Origin of the sequence: Streptomyces sp. NBC_00775 (genome assembly GCF_036347135.1) — a bacterium.
GTDB lineage: Bacteria > Actinomycetota > Actinomycetes > Streptomycetales > Streptomycetaceae > Streptomyces > Streptomyces lutosisoli.
The window spans coordinates 8,517,812-8,534,559 of record NZ_CP108938.1 but is presented as its reverse complement, the minus strand read 5'-3'; the positions used below and the strand labels follow the sequence as shown (position 1 = coordinate 8,534,559).

Here is a 16,748-nt window from a genome sequence, read left to right as displayed (position 1 = left end):
CCGAACTCCGGCCTCCCGGCATACGGACACGGAGAACTCGCGCACCGTCCCGCACCCGGCGGAGCCAAGAGCCGGGTCGGCCACGGTCGCGCGGACGTCACGCGGCCAGCGTCCCCGGCCCGATCACATGCGGCCCGAACTTCGCCCGCGCTCTGTCCGCGACCTCCTCGATACGGCGGACCTTCTCGTCCACCGGGTCGAAGGTCAGCTGGTGGGAGGCCTGTTCGGCGGGGGTAAGGCCCTCGGCGCGCAGGGCGATCGCACGGACTCGGGCACGCTGGAGACCCAGCGCCTCGTACATGCGGTACGCCGTCTCCGTGAGCGTCGACGAGTGGGCGGTCGGCTCCTTGAGCGTGCGACTGCGGGTGGTCGTGGAGCGGTCGGCGTAGCGGACGGTGAGGGTCAGCGTGCGGCAGACCTTCTCCAGGGCGCGCAGCCGGGTGCCCAGTTCCTCGGTGGCGGAGAGCAGGGCGCGGCGGTGCCGGGACGGGTCCAACTCGTCGCGGGAGAAGGGGCGTTCGGTGGCGAGGGAGCGGGAGGTGGCGTTCGGGACGACCCGGCCGCGGTCGATGCCGGACGCCTTCTCGTGCAGCTCGCGGCCGGTGCGGGCGCTGGTGAGGCGTTGCAGCGTGGACAGGGGTGCGGCGGCGACCTTGCCGATGGTGTCGAGGCCGTACTCGCACAGGGTGCGGGCGGTGGCGCCGCCGACTCCGGGCAGCGCGGCGACGGGCCGCCCGGCGAGGAACTCCCGGGCGGCGTCCGGGTCTTCGGGCACCACGCGGGTCACTCCGGGCGCGGCGTCCCGCAGGGCCATGCGGGCGAGCATCGGCCCGGGCCCGGCGCCGATCACGCAGTCGATCCCGTACAGGGCGAGCGCCCGCACCCGGATCAGTGAGGCGAACTCCACGGCACCGCGCCCGAAGTACCGTTCGGCGCCCCGCAGATCCAGCAGCGCGCCGTCGGGCGGCAACGCCTCGATGACGGGGGTGAACTCCTCCAGCAACCCGAGGAGTTGGGGCAGGGCGGCCTCGTACATCGGAGGCAGCTGGAAACGTACGCAGAGGATGGTCATCCCGCACTCCCCGGACTCTGGTGCCACAACTTCTTTCCCCCCGCGGGCCCTTCGCCCGCGGGACGCAGATCGGCCCAGGGGTGCATCTCGTACCCCGTGGACATGCGGATCGTCCGGCTCTCCTTCGCGCCCTCCCCCTCCAGAGGGGGCTCCGGTACGGGCTCCGCCAGCCGCGCCGCCACCACGTCGAGGCCGCCCTCGGCGCGTAGTTCGGTCAGTTCGGCGAGGTTCCAGGCCGCCGCGCCCACCACACTGAGGCTGCGCGGACCCCGGCGCTGCACCACCCCGCGCACCAGCAGCAGCCAGGAGTGGAAGACCGTGTGGGCGCAGGCGTCGTGGGAGTCGTCGAAGAAGGCGAGGTCGACCAGGCCCGTGCCGTCGTCCAGGGTGGTGAAGATGACGCGCTTGCCGGAGCGGATCGGCGGGGTTTGGGTGGCCGCCTTGGCACCCGCGACCAGAACCGTTTCGCCATGTCGCGCCTCCCGCAGCCGGCGCGCCGTGACCACGCCCAACTCGCCCAGGAACTCCCGGTGGTCGTCCATCAGATTGCGCGAGGCGTCCATCGACAACACGCCCAGTTCGGCGCTGAGCCGCTCGGCCGAAGAGAGGTCGGGCAGCCCGGTGGAGGCGGTCTTCCGCCCGCCCGTCAGCGGGAGTTGGCCGCCGCCCGCGCCGCGCGCGCCCCGGTGGAGCTCGGTCAGGTGCAGTTGCAGATCACGCCGGTTGGCGCCGAAGGCGTCCAGTGCGCCGACCTGCGCGAGCCGCTGCGCGAGCGGCCGGCTCGGCCGGGCCCGTTCCCAGAAGTCGAGCAGCGAGGCGTACGGCTGCCCGTCCGCGATCCGCGCGGCCTCGGCCTCGCTGATGCCGTGCACGTCGGAGAGGGCCAGCCGGACGCCCCAGCGACCGGCGGAGCCAGCTGATTCAGACACCAGTTCGATACGGTGGGCGACCGCAGACCGGTTCACGTCCAACGGCAGGATCGGCACCCCCCGCCGCCGCGCGTCCGCCAGCAGCAGCCGCTTCGGATACATCCCGGGGTCATGGGTGAGCAACCCGGCGTAGAACGCGGCCGGGTGATGGGCCTTCAGCCACGCCGACTGGTACGTCGGCACGGCGAAGGCGACCGCGTGCGCCTTGCAGAAGCCGTACGACCCGAAGGCCTCGACGATCTCCCAGGTCCGCGTGATGGTCTCGGCGTCGTACCCCTTGGCCGCCGCGTTCTGCGCGAACCAGAACCGGATCCGCCCCTGCGATTCGGGGTCGGAGAGTCCGCGCCGCACCCGGTCCGCCTCGTCGCGCCCGCAGCCGGTCATGATGTCGACGATGTCGATGATCTGCTCGTGGAAGACGACGACTCCGTACGTCTCCTTCAGCGGCCCTTCCAGGTCAGGGTGCGGATAGCGGATCGGCGCCCGCCCGTGCCGCGCCTCGATGAACGGCCGCACCATGTCGGCGGCGACCGGGCCGGGCCGGAAGAGCGAGATGTCGACGACGAGGTCGTGGAAGGTCGCGGGCTGCAGGCGTCCGACCAGGTCGCGCTGGCCCGGCGACTCGATCTGGAAGCAGCCCAACGTCTCGGTGGACTGGACGAGTCGGTACGTCGCCGGGTCGCCCGGCGGTACCGCGTCGATGTCCAGCCGGTCCCCCGTCGCCCGCTCCACCTCGGCCACCGCGTGCGCCATCGCGGACTGCATCCGCACGCCCAGCACATCGAGTTTGAGCAGCCCGAGATCCTCTACGTCCTCCTTGTCGAACTGCGACATAGGGAAGCCTTCGCCGCTGGTCGGCATGACCGGCGTACGAGCGAGGAGGGAAGCGTCGGAGAGAAGGACACCGCACGGGTGCATGGCGATGCCGCGCGGAAGGGCGTCGAGGGACTCGACCAGCTCCCACAGCCTGCCGTATTTCTCTCCTTCCCGCCGAAGCTCCCCCGCCAGTTCGCGCAGTTCGGGCAGCTCGTCCATGGCCGCGCGGGCGTCGCGGGCGCGGATGTGCGGGAAGGACTTGGCGATCCGGTCGATGTCGGCGGGGTCCATGGAGAGGGCGGCGCCCACGTCGCGGATGGCGTGCCGGACCCGGTAGGTCTCGGGCATCGAGACGGTCGCGACCCGCTCGGTGCCGAACCGGCCGATGATCGTGCGGTAGACCTCCAGGCGGCGCGCGGACTCCACATCGATGTCGATGTCGGGCAGCACGGAGCGGCGCTTGGACAGGAAGCGTTCCATCAGCAGACCGTGCTCGACGGGGTCGGCGTGGGCGATGCCGAGGAGATGGTTGACGAGGGAGCCCGCGCCGGAGCCGCGCGCGGCGACCCGGATACCCATCTTCCGTACGTCGTCCACGACTTGAGCGACCGTCAGGAAGTAGGAGGCGAAGCCGTGGTGGGCGATGATGTCCAGCTCGCGGTGCATCCGCTCCCAATAGGCCCGCTTGCGGTCATAGCCGCGCTGCACCATGCCCGCCGCCGCCCGGGAGGCCAGGACACGCTGGGCGGTGCGGCGGCCCGCGCCGACGAGGTGCGGTTCGGGGAAGTGGACGGTGCCGATGCCGAGGTCGTCCTCGGGGTCGACGAGGCACTCGGCGGCCGTGGCCCGGGTCTGTTCGAGCAGGCGGTACGCGGTGTCGCGGCGGTAGCCCGCGGACTCGACGATCCGTTCGGCGGCGCTCAGCATGGCGGCCTCGTCCTTGAGCCAGGCCTCACCGGAGTCCAGCTCGCGCCGCGGGTCGACGGGGACGAGCCGGCGGGCGGCGTCCAGCACGTCGGCGACCGGGCCGAGGCCTGGGTCGGCGTACCGGACGGCGTTGCTCAGCACCGGCCGCACCCGCTGCTCGGCGGCGAAGCCGACGGTGCGGGCGGCAAGGCGCAGCGAGCCGGGGCCGGTGCCCTTGCGGCCGTGCCAGACGGCTTCGAGGCGCAGGGCGTCGCCGTAGATCTCCCGCCAGGGCGCGAGCAGCTTCGCGGCCCGGTCCGGGCGCCCGGCGGCGAGCGCCCGGCCGACGTCGGAGACGGGGCCGAGCAGCACGGTCAGGCCTTCGGCGTGGTTGTCCGGCCAGGGCAGCAGGGGCTGGCCCGCGCCGGAGCCGGGACCGCCGTCCGCATGCACCGCCGTAACGATTCTGCAGAGATCGGCCCAGCCGGCCGCGCCGTCCCGGGCGAGGAAGGTCACGCGTGGTGTCGACTCGTCGATGAAGGCACCGCCACGGACCGGCGCGCGACGCCGCTCCCCGCGTACGGGCTCCCCGACCGCGAGCTCCGCGCCGAACAGCGGACGGATGCCCGCCTTCGCGCAGGCCTTGGCGAACCGGACCGTGCCCGCGAGGGTGTCCCGGTCGGTGAGGGCGAGGGCGTCCATGCCCCGCTCGGAGGCGCGCTCGGCCAGTCGCTCCGGGTGCGAGGCCCCGTACCTCTGGGAGAACCCGGAAACGGTGTGCAGATGCGTGAACCCTGGCACACGCACCTCCCGCACTCGCGAGCCCTATCCAGGCTCTCGAACATTAGTTCCCAACTACCTCACCCCCACCATAGACCAATTTCCGAACAACTGTGCGACATCAGCTCGGGCCCGCCCCACCTGCGCAAACACCGGACCACCCGGACCGGGGGGACATGACACAGACAGCCGCCGACGGCGCCCTGGTGATCAATCCAGCGGGCACCACCAAGGCTGAACCAGCAAACTCCGGCGCACGAACGCGCCCCTTAAGGGGCGCGGGGAACTGCGCGACCAGCCACACACGGCCCGCACCTTCTGTACGGTGCTTCGTTCTGTACGGCGCTACGCGAAAGCCCCGCCCCCGCACAAGCGAGGACGGGGCTCCGTCAAATGGTGCGAGCCGTCAGCCGATCTGCGCACCGAACGTCGAGAGCGCCTCGGTGACCGGCTGGAAGAAGGTCTCGCCGCCCGAGGTGCAGTCGCCGCTGCCGCCGGAGGTGAGGCCGATCGCGGTGTCGCCGTCGAACAGCGAGCCGCCACTGTCACCGGGCTCGGCGCAGACGTCGGTCTGGATGAGCCCGTTGACGATGTCGCCGTTGCCGTAGTTCACGGTGGCGTCCAGGCCGGTGACCGTGCCGCTGTGCACCTGGGTCGTCGAACCGCTGCGGGTCACCTTCTCACCGACGGTCGCGGCGCCCGCCTTGGTGATGGGCTGCGAGGAGCCGTTGTAGAGGTCGACCGCGCTCGGGTGGTCGACGTTCGCGGTGTACTTGACCAGGCCGAAGTCGTTGTCCGGGAAGCTGGACTGCTCGTTCGTGCCGATCTGGTTGCCGCTGGAGTCCGACCAGGTGGAGATCGCCTCGGTGCAGTGCCCGGCGGTGATGAAGTACGGCTGCCCGTCCTTGACCACGTTGAAGCCGAGCGAGCAGCGCCCGCCGGAGCCGCTGATGGCGTCGCCGCCCGCGATGAAGGGCTTGAACTCCCCCTTCGTGCGCTGGAGTTCGGCCGTGGAGCCGAGCGCGTCGACGACCTTGGTCAGCTTGGCCCACTCGGCCGGGGAGACCGTACGGTCGGCGGTGACGACGACCTTGTTGGTCCCCGGGTCGGTCGCCCAGGACGTGCCGGGGATGGTCGCGTCCTTCTTGAGCGTCGTACGGGCGCTCTTCAGCTCGGCGAGGGAGTTCTCGACGATTCTGGCCCTGGCGCCGGCCGCCGCGACGGTCTTGGCCGCGGCCTCGTCGAGCACGTTGACCACGAGGTGCTGGGACTTCGCGTCGTAATACGTTCCCGCCGCGTCGGCGCCGAGGTCCTCGCCGAGGGTCGAGGCGAGCTTTCCGGCCGCCGCGATCGAGAGCGTGTGGGGCGCCGGGGTCTTCGGGGCCTCGCTCGCGTTCGCAGTCTGGAAGGTGACTCCGGCGGCGACGAGTGCGGCGATGCCCGCACCCGCCATCACGGCACGCCGCTTGGGTATGCGTCGGTGCTTCAACTCACGTCCTCCTGTGGGGGGTCGGTCGGGGTGGCAATGGGGACCTCCCCGACCGGAAGGCGTACGGACATGAACCCGGCGCACGACAAAAAGCGGCGTCAGACCGCGCCAAAGGCAGCATCAGAGCGCGCCAAAAGCGGCTTCGGACCGCGTCGAGCCGCGTCCATGCCAGTTGTTCGCCGCCCACTATTCCGAGGCGCACAGGGGGCACACAAGGTCGACTTCTGGACGTCCCTGCGCCAACAGGCGTGCGCCCCCGGCGCCTTGACCGTGCGTTGTCACACCACGTGGGTTCCCTGTGCAAACACTCCGCGCGTGTGGTCGCTATGCGGCCTGTGAGGACTAGTCCTGTCTGGTTTTCGACCCTTCGGCGCCCTGATCCAAGGGGGCTTCCATGGACGGCAGTTGCTCCTGCACCGGTTGCTGGACCGCGGGAGGTGACTGCTCGGGCGCCGGAGGGGCCGACGGTTGCGCCCGCTCCAGGAACCGCAGCAGCTCCACCGGGAAGGGCAGTACGAGCGTCGAGTTCTTCTCGGCCGCGACCGCCACCACCGTCTGCAGCAGACGCAGTTGGAGTGCCGCGGGCTGCTCCGACATCACTCCGGCGGCCTCCGCGAGCTTCTTCGACGCCTGGAGCTCCGCGTCCGCGTTGATGACCCGGGCTCGCCGCTCACGGTCGGCCTCGGCCTGCCGGGCCATCGACCGCTTCATCGTCTCCGGCAGCGACACGTCCTTGATCTCGACGCGGTCGATCTGCACACCCCAGCCCATGGCCGGGCTGTCGATCATCAGCTCCAGGCCCTGGTTGAGCTTCTCGCGGTTGGACAGCAGATCGTCCAGGTCGCTCTTGCCGATGATCGACCGCAGCGAGGTCTGCGCCATCTGCGAGACGGCGAAGCGGTAGTCCTCGACCTGGATGACCGCGTCGGCGGCGTCGATCACCTTGAAGTAGATGACGGCGTCCACCCGGACCGTGACGTTGTCCCGGGTGATGCCGTCCTGCGCGGGCACCGGCATCGTCACGATCTGCATGTTGACCTTACGAAGCCGGTCGACGAAGGGCACGACCATCGTGAACCCGGGACCGCGCACTTCCGAGCGCAGCCTGCCGAGCCGCAGCACCACGCCCCGTTCGTACTGTTTGACCACACGGGCCCCGGCCATCACATAGACCAGCCCCACGGATGCGACGGAGACTCCCGCCGCCACCAGTTCACCGACCATCACGGCCCCCCAGGGTCCGAAGTGGCGCATCAGGCGTGTACAGCGTGCACGGATCAGACGTGTACAGCGTGTACTTCGACGGTAACTCCGCCACCTGACCAAGGGCGAGCCCCCGCACGTCAGTTGCGTGCGGGGGCTCGCCTGCTGCTGGCTGCAGGTCTGGCCGTGCGGAAGCCGTATGTGGGGGGTAGCGGCCAGTCAGCCGGCCTGTCGATCAGTCGACCGGTCGGTCAGCCGACGCTCACGCCGTAGTAGCTCAGCGCCTCGGTGACCGGCTGGAAGAAGGTCGTACCGCCGGAGGTGCAGTCGCCGCTGCCGCCGGAGGTCAGACCGTAGGCGACGGTACCCGCGTAGAGCGGACCGCCACTGTCGCCGCCCTCGGCGCACACCGTGGTCTGGATCATCTGGTAGACCACGTCGCCGCTGCCGTAGTTGACCGTGGCGTTCAGGGCGGTGACCCGGCCGCTGTGCGTGCCGGTGGTCGAGCCACGACGGTAGACGGTGGTGCCCACGCTGGGCGTGGCCGCGCTGCTGATGGTCTGGCTGCCGACCGCGCTCGGGTGTGCGATCGAGGTGTTGGTGTACTTCACCAGCGCGAAGTCGTTGGTCGGGAAGCTGTAGCTGACGTTCGTGCCCAGCGTCGTGGTGTGACCGGAGTTGGAGTACCAGGTGGAGGCGACCTCACCGCAGTGGCCGGCGGTCAGGAAGTAGTAGGTGCTCCCGCTGTGCACGTTGAAGCCGAGCGAACAGCGGTAGGCGCCGCCGTAGATGGCGTCGCCGCCGGTGATCAGCTTCTTGAACTTGCCCGAGGTGTGCTTGATGGTGAGGGCGGCGGCGTTGCCGCCCGCGTCCTTCTTGATCTTCGCGATCTCGGCCTTCGAGACCGTGCTGTCGACGGTGACGACGACGCGGTTCGTCTTGCTGTCGACGGCCCAGGCCGTGCCCGCGATGTCGGACTTGAGCACCGACTTGTTCACCGAACTCAGCTGGGTGGCGCTGAAGGTGTGTACGTCGGCTGCGTTCGCGCTGGGGATCGCGAACGATGCGGCGGCCACGAGCCCGGTGGTGACGGCGATCAGCCGGGTCCGTCTCGCTATGCCGCTGCGGGGGGTGGTGCGCTTGATCCTCACGTTTCGTTCCTCCGAAGGGAAGTCGGGGGCCCTCATGTCGTGGGGTATGGGGCCCGTGAGGCGCAGCCGGGGGCCCGCCCATCCGGATTCCGGACAAGCCGTGCCCCTGACAAGCGCTGTGGGGGAGTATTCGGCGGCACGGCCGACCGGCGCAAGGGCGCCTTTCGGCCGTGCAGCGTTCAACTTGCGTACGCCCCGCGGAAGTTGATCGCTCGCCTCCGACAACACCTCGGAGTCCCCACAAGCCTTCGGAAGTCCCGGAAGCCTCAGCGCAGGTGACGCTCCCCCGCCGCGACGGCCGCGCCCAGCGTATTCCCGGGCGGCGGGAACGGGCAGACGAAGTGGTCGGCGAATGCGCACGGCGGGAGCACGGTCCGGTTGAAGTCCACCGTCGTACGCCCCTCGGCGTCGGGCGCGGCGGGGCGCAGGAACCGGAAGCGGTAACTGCTGTCCCCGCTGGTGGCGTCGGCGAAGACGGCCCACAGCGAGCCGTCGTTCTCGACCGACACCTGGAGCGTGAGGTCCTGTCCGTCCAGGGTGAAGGCGAGGACACCGCCGAGCCCGAGGCCGCGCGCGACTCCGTCGGCGTTCTCGACGCGTACGGTGCGGTCCTCGCCGTACGGCGTGAAGTGCCCCGGCACCGACCAGCGCGGATCGTACGAGGTGGCCTCGATGCCCTGGAAGGCCCCCCGCGCGTCTGCAGCGGGATCGTAGTCGCGTACGCCCCAGATCCCTTCGCGCACGAGGACGACGAACCGTCGCTCGCCGCGTCCGACGCGGGCCCCGGCCGCCGGTCCGAGGTCGGCGTCGAGCACGACCTCGCCGGTGAAGGGCTCCCCGTCGAGGGTGAGCCCGTCCTCGGCCGTCGCCGTCAGGACGACCGCGTCGTCCTTGACGGCCCACAGCCCGGGGATGTCCGGAAGTCGCCCGTCCGGATAGTCCTCGATCCAGTGCGTGCCGGTGAGCGCCAGTGGCCCGTAGGGCGCGGACACCGTCTCGGTGCGGTGCTCGTGCCAGTGCTTCCAGTCCTCGGATGCGTCCGTCGTCATGTGATCAACCCTTCCATACGGACTGCGTCAACCCGAGGTGTGAGCGCAGCGTCGTGCCCGTGTATTCCGTGCGGAACGCGCCGCGCTCCTGGAGCAGCGGCACCACCCGGTCCACGAACTCGTCGAGTCCGCCGGGTGTCAGATGCGGTACGAGGATGAAGCCGTCGGCGGCGTCGCCGCGCACGAACTCGTCGAGCTCGGCCGCGACCGCATCCGGGGTGCCGATGAAGGACTGCCGCCCGGTGACCTCGATGACGGTCTGCCGGATGGACAGGCCCTTCTCACGCGACAGGGTCCGCCACTGCTCGGCGACCGCCTGGGCGTTGGCAACGCGCACCCGGCCCTGCGCCAGGGCCGGCTCCGGTTCCGGGTCGATGCCGGGAAGGGGGCCGTCGGGGTCGTACGAGGAGAGGTCGACGCCCCAGATCCGCTCCAGGGTGAGGATCGCGTGCTGCGGCGAGATCTGCTGCCGCCTGATCTCGGCGGCCCGCTCCTGCGCCTCGGCGGCCGTGTCGCCGAGCACGAAGGTGACCCCGGGCATGATCTTCAGGTCCTCGGGCGCCCGTCCGTACCGTGCGAGCCGCCCCTTCACATCGGCGTAGAACACGCGGCCCGTCTCCAGCGTGTCGTGCCGCGTGAAGACGACATCGGCGGCGGACGCGGCGAACTCGCGGCCCTCCACCGAGTCCCCGGCCTGGATGACGACGGGGTGCCCCTGCGGCGGGCGCGGCACGGTGAACTCACCCGCGACGTCGAAGTGCCGGCCCCGGTGCGCGAAGGGCCGGGGCAGACCGTCGGGCGTCCAGGAGTCCCACAGCTCCCTTGCCGTCTCGACGAATTCGGTGGCGCGGGTGTACCGGTCGGCCGGGTCCAGATAGCCCCCGCGCCGGAAGTTCTCCCCGGTGAACGCGTCCGACGACGTCACCACGTTCCAGGCGGCCCGGCCCCCGCTGAGATGGTCCAGCGTGGCAAGTCTGCGGGCGAGTTCGTAGGGCTCGTTGAAGGTCGCGTTGACCGTGGCGGCGAGCCCGAGCCGCTCGGTGACGGCGGCGAGCGCGTTCAGTACGGTGAGCGACTCCGGCCGTCCCACGACATCGAGATCGTGGATACGTCCCTTGTGCTCGCGCAGCCGCAGCCCCTCGGCGAGGAAGAAGAAGTCGAAGAGGCCGCGTTCGGCGGTGCGCGCGAGATGCTCGAACGAGGCGAACTCGATCTGCGACTTCGAGCGCGGATCGGTCCAGACGGTGGTGTTGTTGACGCCGGGGAAGTACGCCGCCAGGTGCATCTCTTGACGAGGCCGTACGGTCATGACGTTCCCCCTGCCACGGCGTACCGGTTGGCGGGCCGGGCGAGTCCCAGGTGCTCCCTGAGCGTGCTGCCCGGATAGAAGGTGCGGAACAGACCGCGGTGCTGGAGCAGCGCGACCGTTCCGTTGACGAGCCGCTCCAGGTCACGGTGCGGCTCGACGGGCGTGAGGTGGAAGCCGTCGGCGGCGTCGGCCCGGTGCCAGGCGGCGATCAGCTCGGCGAGGTCGACGGGGCCGCCGCGGTACAGCGGGCCCTGCGCGGTCTGCCGGGGACCGCCGCCGCCGTGGCCCGGCTCGGCCGCGCGCTCGCCGTCACCGAGATCGACGGTGAGCCCGGCGAGGACACGCAGGTCGTCGGGGTTCCGTCCGAACTCGGCAGCGGTGTCCCGCAGTTCGGCCCGTACGGCACGCGCCTGTGCCGGGCCGGCGACCCGCACGAGCGCCACGTCCGCGTACCGGGCCGCCGTCCGCCGGGCGGGCCCCTCGGTCGCGTCGACGACCCGTACGGGGTGGCCCTGCGGGGGCCGCGGCACGATCGAGGGGCCCTTCACGGAGAAGCCGGCGCCCTCGAAGTCGACGTGGTGCAGCTTGTCCCGGTCGATGAAACGGCCCGTGGCCTCGTCGCGTATCTCGGCGTGGTCCTCCCAGCTGTCCCAGAGCCGGGCAGCCACGTCGGCGACCTCCCCGGCCTCCTGCCACAGCGCGTCGGCGGGCGCGGCATGGCGCCGGCCGAACAGCCGGGCCTCGCCCTCGGTCGTCGACACGTCGATGCGCCAGCCGGCGCGGCCCCGGCTGACCCAGTCGAGGGTCGCGACGGCCGCCTGGACGTGGAAGGGCTCGGTGTGCGTGGTGGTGACGGTCGGCACCAGGCCGATCCGGCCGGTGGCGGGCGCGAGGCGGGACAGCACCGAGAGTGCGTCGAGTCCGGGCCGCGCGAAGGTGTCGCCGAGCGTCACGAAGTCGAGCGCGCCGCGCTCCGCGAGCCGCGCCAGCTCGACATGGGATCCGGCGTCGTACGCCGACTCCTGATCGACGGCGGCGGCCAGGTGCAGCAGCCCCCGGCCGGGCGATGACGTCATACGGATGAACCCTCCTGTAAACACGGGTCACTTGAGCAGAAGCTCTCGGTCATGCCTCACAGCACCTTCGACAGAAACGCCCGCGTCCGTTCGTGCCGCGGCCGTTCGAGTACGTCGGCGGGGGCGCCCCGCTCGACGATGCGGCCGTCGTCCATGAAGGCCACGGTGTCGGCGACCTCGCGGGCGAACCCGATCTCGTGCGTGACGACGATCATCGTGGTGCCCTGGTGGGCCAAGTCCTTGATGACGTCGAGGACTTCACCGACCAGCTCGGGGTCGAGCGCCGAGGTCGGCTCGTCGAAGAGCAGCAGCCTCGGTTCCAGGGCGAGCGCGCGGGCGATGGCGACGCGCTGCTGCTGACCGCCCGACAACTGCTTCGGGTAGGCGTCGGCCTTGTCGGCGAGCCCGACCCGGTCGAGCAGCCTCCACGCGGTCTCGACGACGTCCTTGCGGGGCCGCTTCAGGGCGGAGACCGGTGCCTCGACGATGTTGTCCAGCACCGTGAGGTGCGGGAAGAGGTTGAAGTTCTGGAAGACGAAGCCGATCCGGGTGCGCTGCTTGAGGATCTCGCGCTCGGGCAGCTCGTACAGCTTGTCGCCGGAGCGCCGGTAGCCGACGAGCGTGCCGTCGACGCTGATCCAGCCCCGGTCGGCCTTCTCCAGGTGGTTGATGGTGCGCAGCAGGGTCGACTTGCCGGAGCCGGAGGGGCCGAGGATCACGGTGACCTCGCCGGCCCGCACTTCGAGGTCGACGCCCTTGAGCACCTCCAGCGAGCCGAAGCGCTTGTGGACGGACCTGATGTCGACCATGGCGGTGGAGACCGGCTGGTCCTTGGTGAGCGGCGGGCTCATCGGGGGTCCCTTCAGGGAGTGTCGTTCAAGTGGGGGGCATACGCGGAGCGTTCAGGTGGCGACGCGTTCAGGCAGCGACGCATTCAGGCGGCGGCGCGACAGGACAGGTCGCGCAGGAACGCCAGCGCGGCACGCGCGGTCGCGTCGTTCTGCCGGAAGGCCGGGCCACCGGTACGCGGCCGGGTGAACGCGCCGGATCCCCGGGCATCGGTGTGCGGACCGAGCGCGAAGCGCCGGGGGTGCGGGGTGCCGGAACGGTCCAGGACCCGCCCGTCGGAGGGGTCGACGGCGAGCAGTCCCTCGGGGGTCGCGGCGGCCCCGTCGGCGTACAGATCCCGCAGCAGCGCGTCCCGGGTGCGCGCGACCGTGGGGTGCGGCAACCGTGCCTCGACGAGCGCGCGGGCCTCGGTCGTCACGCCGGGCACGGTGGCGCTGCCCGCCCGGAAGACCCCGTCCTCGGCGGTGACGGTCATGTCGGCGCCGGCGAACTTCAGGATCCCGGCCCGCGACAGCGCGAGCATCTGCCGCAGCCGCGGTCCGGGCGGCCCGGATGCCAGAGAGCTGAAGAAGCCGTGCCACCACGAGCCGATGTCACCGAGCCGGACCAGCTGGCCGTAGACGGAGAGCAGTCCGAGGAAGACGGCCAAGTCCGGGCTGTACGAGGGCTGGTGACGTCGCTTCAGATCACCCTCGATGTACGCGCGCAGACCGGTCTGGAGTTCCTCGTACGAGGTGTGCCGCACCCCGTCCAGCGGGTGGTCGAGGGCGGCCAGGTCGAGCCGGTCGGCGGGGTCGGGCACGGTGGACGCCACCAGCGCCTGGATCTCGGCGCCGTCGCCGGCCGCGTACTTCTCCTCGAAGTCCGTCCAGGCGGCGCGGGTGCGCTCGGGGTGCGCGGTGAACAGCCGGTGGTAGTGCGCGAACCCCAGCTCCTTCTCGACCAGCGGCCACACGTCCCGCCGGAAGTCGAAGCCTCCGGGACGCGCGAGGAGTTCGTCGATCTCGGCGGGCCCGAGGAACCGTGGCAGCGGGGGCCGTTCGCCCTCCCAGCCGTAGCCGATCTTGGAGTGGTAGGGGACGCCTCGCCGGGAGCCGACATGCAGGATCGGCTCCCGCCCGGACGGGTGGTAGACCCCGTCCTCGTACCGCCCGCCGCGCCCCTCCGTGAGCAGCACCATCAGATCGACGAAGGCGAGCCCGAAGCCGCGGACGAGGACGGGTTCGCCCGGTTTCAGCGCAGACAGGTCGCTGTCGGCGGTGAAGTCCGGCGGCAGATGGACGAGCCCGTGCTCGCGCGCGTAAGCGGCCAACTCGCGCTGTTCGTCGTCGAGTTCGGCGTCGAGGTGGCCGAGGGTCAGCACGACGAGATCAGCGTGCAGCGGTCGCGGCAGGCCCTCCAGCCACACCTGCTGGCGCCCCTCGCGGGGCCCACCCACGCGCAGGGCGCGGCGCGGGTGGTGCTGGACCCGGATGCCCGGCGGCAGGGCGGCCACGGCACGCTCGTACACCCAGCGCAGGTACGCGCCCTGGCGTGGCCGGTCCGCGAAGGTGCGCCCGTCGAGGCGCGCCCATTCGTGCAGGGTGGGTCCTTCGAGCACCGGCCCGGCCATGTCCACCGTCTCGTCGGTGAACATCGTGACGTCCTGGGCCTCGGAGTTCATCCACAGCAGCGGCGACTGCTCCTCGCGCCATACGCGTCCGGCGCCCGGCGGACAGGGGTCGACGAGATGGATGTCGAACCCTTCCAGGCCTTGTGTGCCCCAATCGCCGTACATTTCGGGCGCGTTGGCGGCGATCCGCTCCAGGAGACCGGTCCCCCGCGGCCCGGCCCCCACGATCACCAGCGAGGGTCGTCCTGTGCTCATCGGCCGTGCCCCGAACCGCGCGCGTAGTGCCGCTCGACGTAGTACTGCCCGACGCTCAGCACCGAGGTGATGATGACGTACCAGAGTGTGGCCACCATCAGGAGTGGCATGACCTGGTAGGTGCGGTGGTACACGAGCTGCACGGAGTACAGCAGGTCCTGCACGGCGATGACGCTGACGATGGAGGTGCCCTTGAGGGTGCCGATCAGCATGTTCCCGGCGGGCGGCACGATGGAGCGCATCGCCTGCGGCAGCACGATCCTCCACCAGCGGCGCCACTGGCTGAGGCCCAGCGCCTGCGCGGCCTCGATCTGGCCTCGGTCGACGGAGAGGATGCCGCCGCGCACCACCTCGGCGGCGTACGCGGCCTCGTGCAGGGTGAGTCCGACGACGGCGACGGTGACCGGGCCGAGCAGGTTCACCGTCTTCACGCCGAGGATCTGCGGGTACAGCACCCCGATGTTGAACCAGAACAACAGCTGCACCAGGATCGGCATCGACCGGAACAGCCAGACGTATCCCCAACTCACCGCCCTCAGAACGGGGTTGGTGGAGAGCCGGAACGCGGCGAGCAGGGTGCCGAGGGCGAAGCCGAGCGCCATCACGACCGCGGTCAGCCAGAGGGTGAGCCAGAGGCCGCGCAGCACGGAGGCCGAGGTGAAGTAGTCGCCGACGACGTCCCACTGGAACGCGTCATTGCGTACGACGGAGTTGAGGACCAGCCCGAGCAGCACCAGCACGACGACGGCGGTGGTCCACAGGCCGGGACGGCGGCGCGGGACGATGCGCAGGGGCGCGGCGTCTTCCGGGTCTTCAGGTGTGGCCGAGGCGGCCTTGGTCAGGGTGTCGGAGGACATGCGAAGGCTCCGTGATGCGTCAGGGATCGAACGCGGCTGATGCCTTCACACGGAGCGCCAGGGGGCGCATACGGCCGAGCCCCTCAGCAGGACCGTCCACCGAGAGTACGGGGGCGTTTCCCCTCACTGTCAAGGCTGTCCATACTGTGAGCGTTACGTCTCAGCGCAGTTGACGCGGAAACGGATGCCTGTTCCACTTGGGCCCATGAATCGGCAGCAGTGGCTGGTCACGCGCTCCCACATCGACTTCGGTCGAGTGTGGTCCTCGTCCTGTTGAGCTGACCCCCTGCGCGCCCGCTCCTGACGGGCGCCTTCGCGTTCTCCCCCGCCTTCACACGCGCACCCCTCCCCTCGCGCTTTCCCTCCCGCCTTCTGCTTCCAGGAGACCGCACACCATGCGTACGCCCACGCGTGCCCGCAATCGATATTTTGCGCCCTTTGCCCTGATTACTTCGGCTACCCTGCTGCTCACCGCGTGCGGTTCCGGCTCGGACGACTCCACCGGTGGCACCGCCCAGGCCGCGGCCAAGACGGACAAGATCCCCACCACGGACGTCGTCTCCGCCGTCAAGAAGGACAAGGCCGCCGCCCGGCTGCTGCCCTCCGGAGTACACGGCCTCACCCTCGCGGTCAGCGTCGGCGGTACTCCGCCCGGCACCACGTATCTGAACGACGGCAAGACCCTGACCGGCCAGGACGTCGACTTCGCGAACGCCGTCGCCAAGGCGCTCGGCATCGAACTCAAGACGGAGCAGGCCTCGTTCGAGGCGATCCTGCCGGCCCTCGACAGCGGCAAGTACGACGTCGGGGCCAGCAACTTCGGCGTGACCGACGAGCGCCGCAAGGTGATCGATTTCGTCACCTACATCAACGACGGCCAGGGCTTCGCCACCCGCACGGACAGCAAGCTGACGAAGATCACCGACCTGAAGCAGCTGTGCGGCCTGAACGTCGCGACGGGCGCGGGCACCACGTTCGAAGCGACGCTGGAGGAGAACAAGAAGGTCTGCACCGACGCCGGCAAGAAGGCGTACAAGGTGCAGACCTACAGCGAGCAGGGCGCGATCTGGTCCTCGCTCCAACAGGGCCGCAGCGACATCGTGATGAGCACCATCAACGGCCTCCGCTACGCCGTGGCCCACCAGCAGGGCGTCAAGTTCCTCAACGAGTTCCACCGCCTCGACGTCGGCTTCGCCTTCAAGAAGGGCACCGAGCTGGCACCCGCCTTCCAGACCGCGGTGAACGACCTGATCGCGAACGGAACGTACGAGAAGATCCTGAAGAAGTGGGGCACCACGGGCTCGGCGATAGCCAAGTCGGAGATCTCCCCGCCGGAACTGAAGGGCTGAGCATTCCCCGCGCCCCGAAAGGGGCGCGGGGCTGTGACATATGCGG

Annotated in this window: 12 protein-coding genes; 1 reads left to right on the top strand and 11 read right to left on the bottom strand. The window is 70.5% G+C overall.

Going from position 1 to position 16,748, the window contains the following annotated elements; genetic code table 11:
• Positions 1-97: 97 nt before the first annotated feature.
• From OIC96_RS37885 to OIC96_RS37835, 11 genes are all read right to left on the bottom strand, one after another.
• Positions 98-1,072, bottom strand: coding sequence for a DNA polymerase Y family protein (locus OIC96_RS37885; protein ID WP_330303502.1), 975 nt, complete (start codon positions 1,070-1,072; stop codon positions 98-100).
• On the bottom strand, positions 1,069-4,524 hold the full coding sequence (locus OIC96_RS37880) for a DNA polymerase III subunit alpha (protein WP_330303503.1): 3,456 nt from the start codon (positions 4,522-4,524) through the stop codon (positions 1,069-1,071). Before OIC96_RS37880 ends, OIC96_RS37885 begins: the two co-directional genes overlap by 4 nt.
• 385 nt (positions 4,525-4,909) lie before the next feature.
• Positions 4,910-5,992, bottom strand: a complete 1,083-nt coding sequence (locus OIC96_RS37875; RefSeq protein ID WP_406501443.1) for a S1 family peptidase — start codon at positions 5,990-5,992, stop codon at positions 4,910-4,912.
• Positions 5,993-6,334: 342 nt separating this feature from the next.
• A complete protein-coding gene (locus OIC96_RS37870) occupies positions 6,335-7,216 on the bottom strand; it encodes a slipin family protein (RefSeq protein ID WP_330303504.1) in 882 nt (293 codons plus the stop codon).
• Positions 7,217-7,446: 230 nt separating this feature from the next.
• Entirely contained in the window at positions 7,447-8,346 is a 900-nt protein-coding gene (locus OIC96_RS37865; RefSeq protein WP_330303505.1) for a S1 family peptidase, read from the bottom strand.
• A gap of 266 nt (positions 8,347-8,612) precedes the next feature.
• Positions 8,613-9,395, bottom strand: a complete 783-nt coding sequence (locus tag OIC96_RS37860) for a DUF1684 domain-containing protein (protein ID WP_330303506.1) — start codon at positions 9,393-9,395, stop codon at positions 8,613-8,615.
• A 4-nt stretch (positions 9,396-9,399) separates the two neighbouring features.
• The gene (locus OIC96_RS37855) at positions 9,400-10,704 is read right to left on the bottom strand and encodes an NtaA/DmoA family FMN-dependent monooxygenase (protein WP_330303507.1); all 1,305 of its coding nucleotides are present in this window, start codon (positions 10,702-10,704) and stop codon (positions 9,400-9,402) included.
• Positions 10,701-11,780, bottom strand: a complete 1,080-nt coding sequence (locus OIC96_RS37850) for an LLM class flavin-dependent oxidoreductase (protein ID WP_330303508.1) — start codon at positions 11,778-11,780, stop codon at positions 10,701-10,703. Before OIC96_RS37850 ends, OIC96_RS37855 begins: the two co-directional genes overlap by 4 nt.
• Before the next feature lie 56 nt (positions 11,781-11,836).
• Positions 11,837-12,631 carry an amino acid ABC transporter ATP-binding protein gene (locus OIC96_RS37845; protein ID WP_330303509.1) on the bottom strand — a complete coding sequence of 265 codons (795 nt, stop codon included), beginning with the start codon at positions 12,629-12,631 and terminating at the stop codon, positions 11,837-11,839.
• Between the two features lie 83 nt (positions 12,632-12,714).
• The gene (locus OIC96_RS37840) at positions 12,715-14,496 is read right to left on the bottom strand and encodes an FAD/NAD(P)-binding protein (RefSeq protein ID WP_330303510.1); all 1,782 of its coding nucleotides are present in this window, start codon (positions 14,494-14,496) and stop codon (positions 12,715-12,717) included.
• Positions 14,493-15,353 (bottom strand): amino acid ABC transporter permease, encoded by an 861-nt coding sequence (locus OIC96_RS37835; RefSeq protein WP_330303511.1) that lies wholly within the window; start codon positions 15,351-15,353, stop codon positions 14,493-14,495. The genes OIC96_RS37840 and OIC96_RS37835 overlap by 4 nt, the downstream gene beginning before the upstream one ends.
• Before the next feature lie 395 nt (positions 15,354-15,748).
• Between OIC96_RS37835 and OIC96_RS37830 the strand changes: the two genes are divergently transcribed.
• Positions 15,749-16,702, top strand: a complete 954-nt coding sequence (locus tag OIC96_RS37830) for an ABC transporter substrate-binding protein (RefSeq protein ID WP_330303512.1) — start codon at positions 15,749-15,751, stop codon at positions 16,700-16,702.
• Positions 16,703-16,748: the final 46 nt, after the last annotated feature.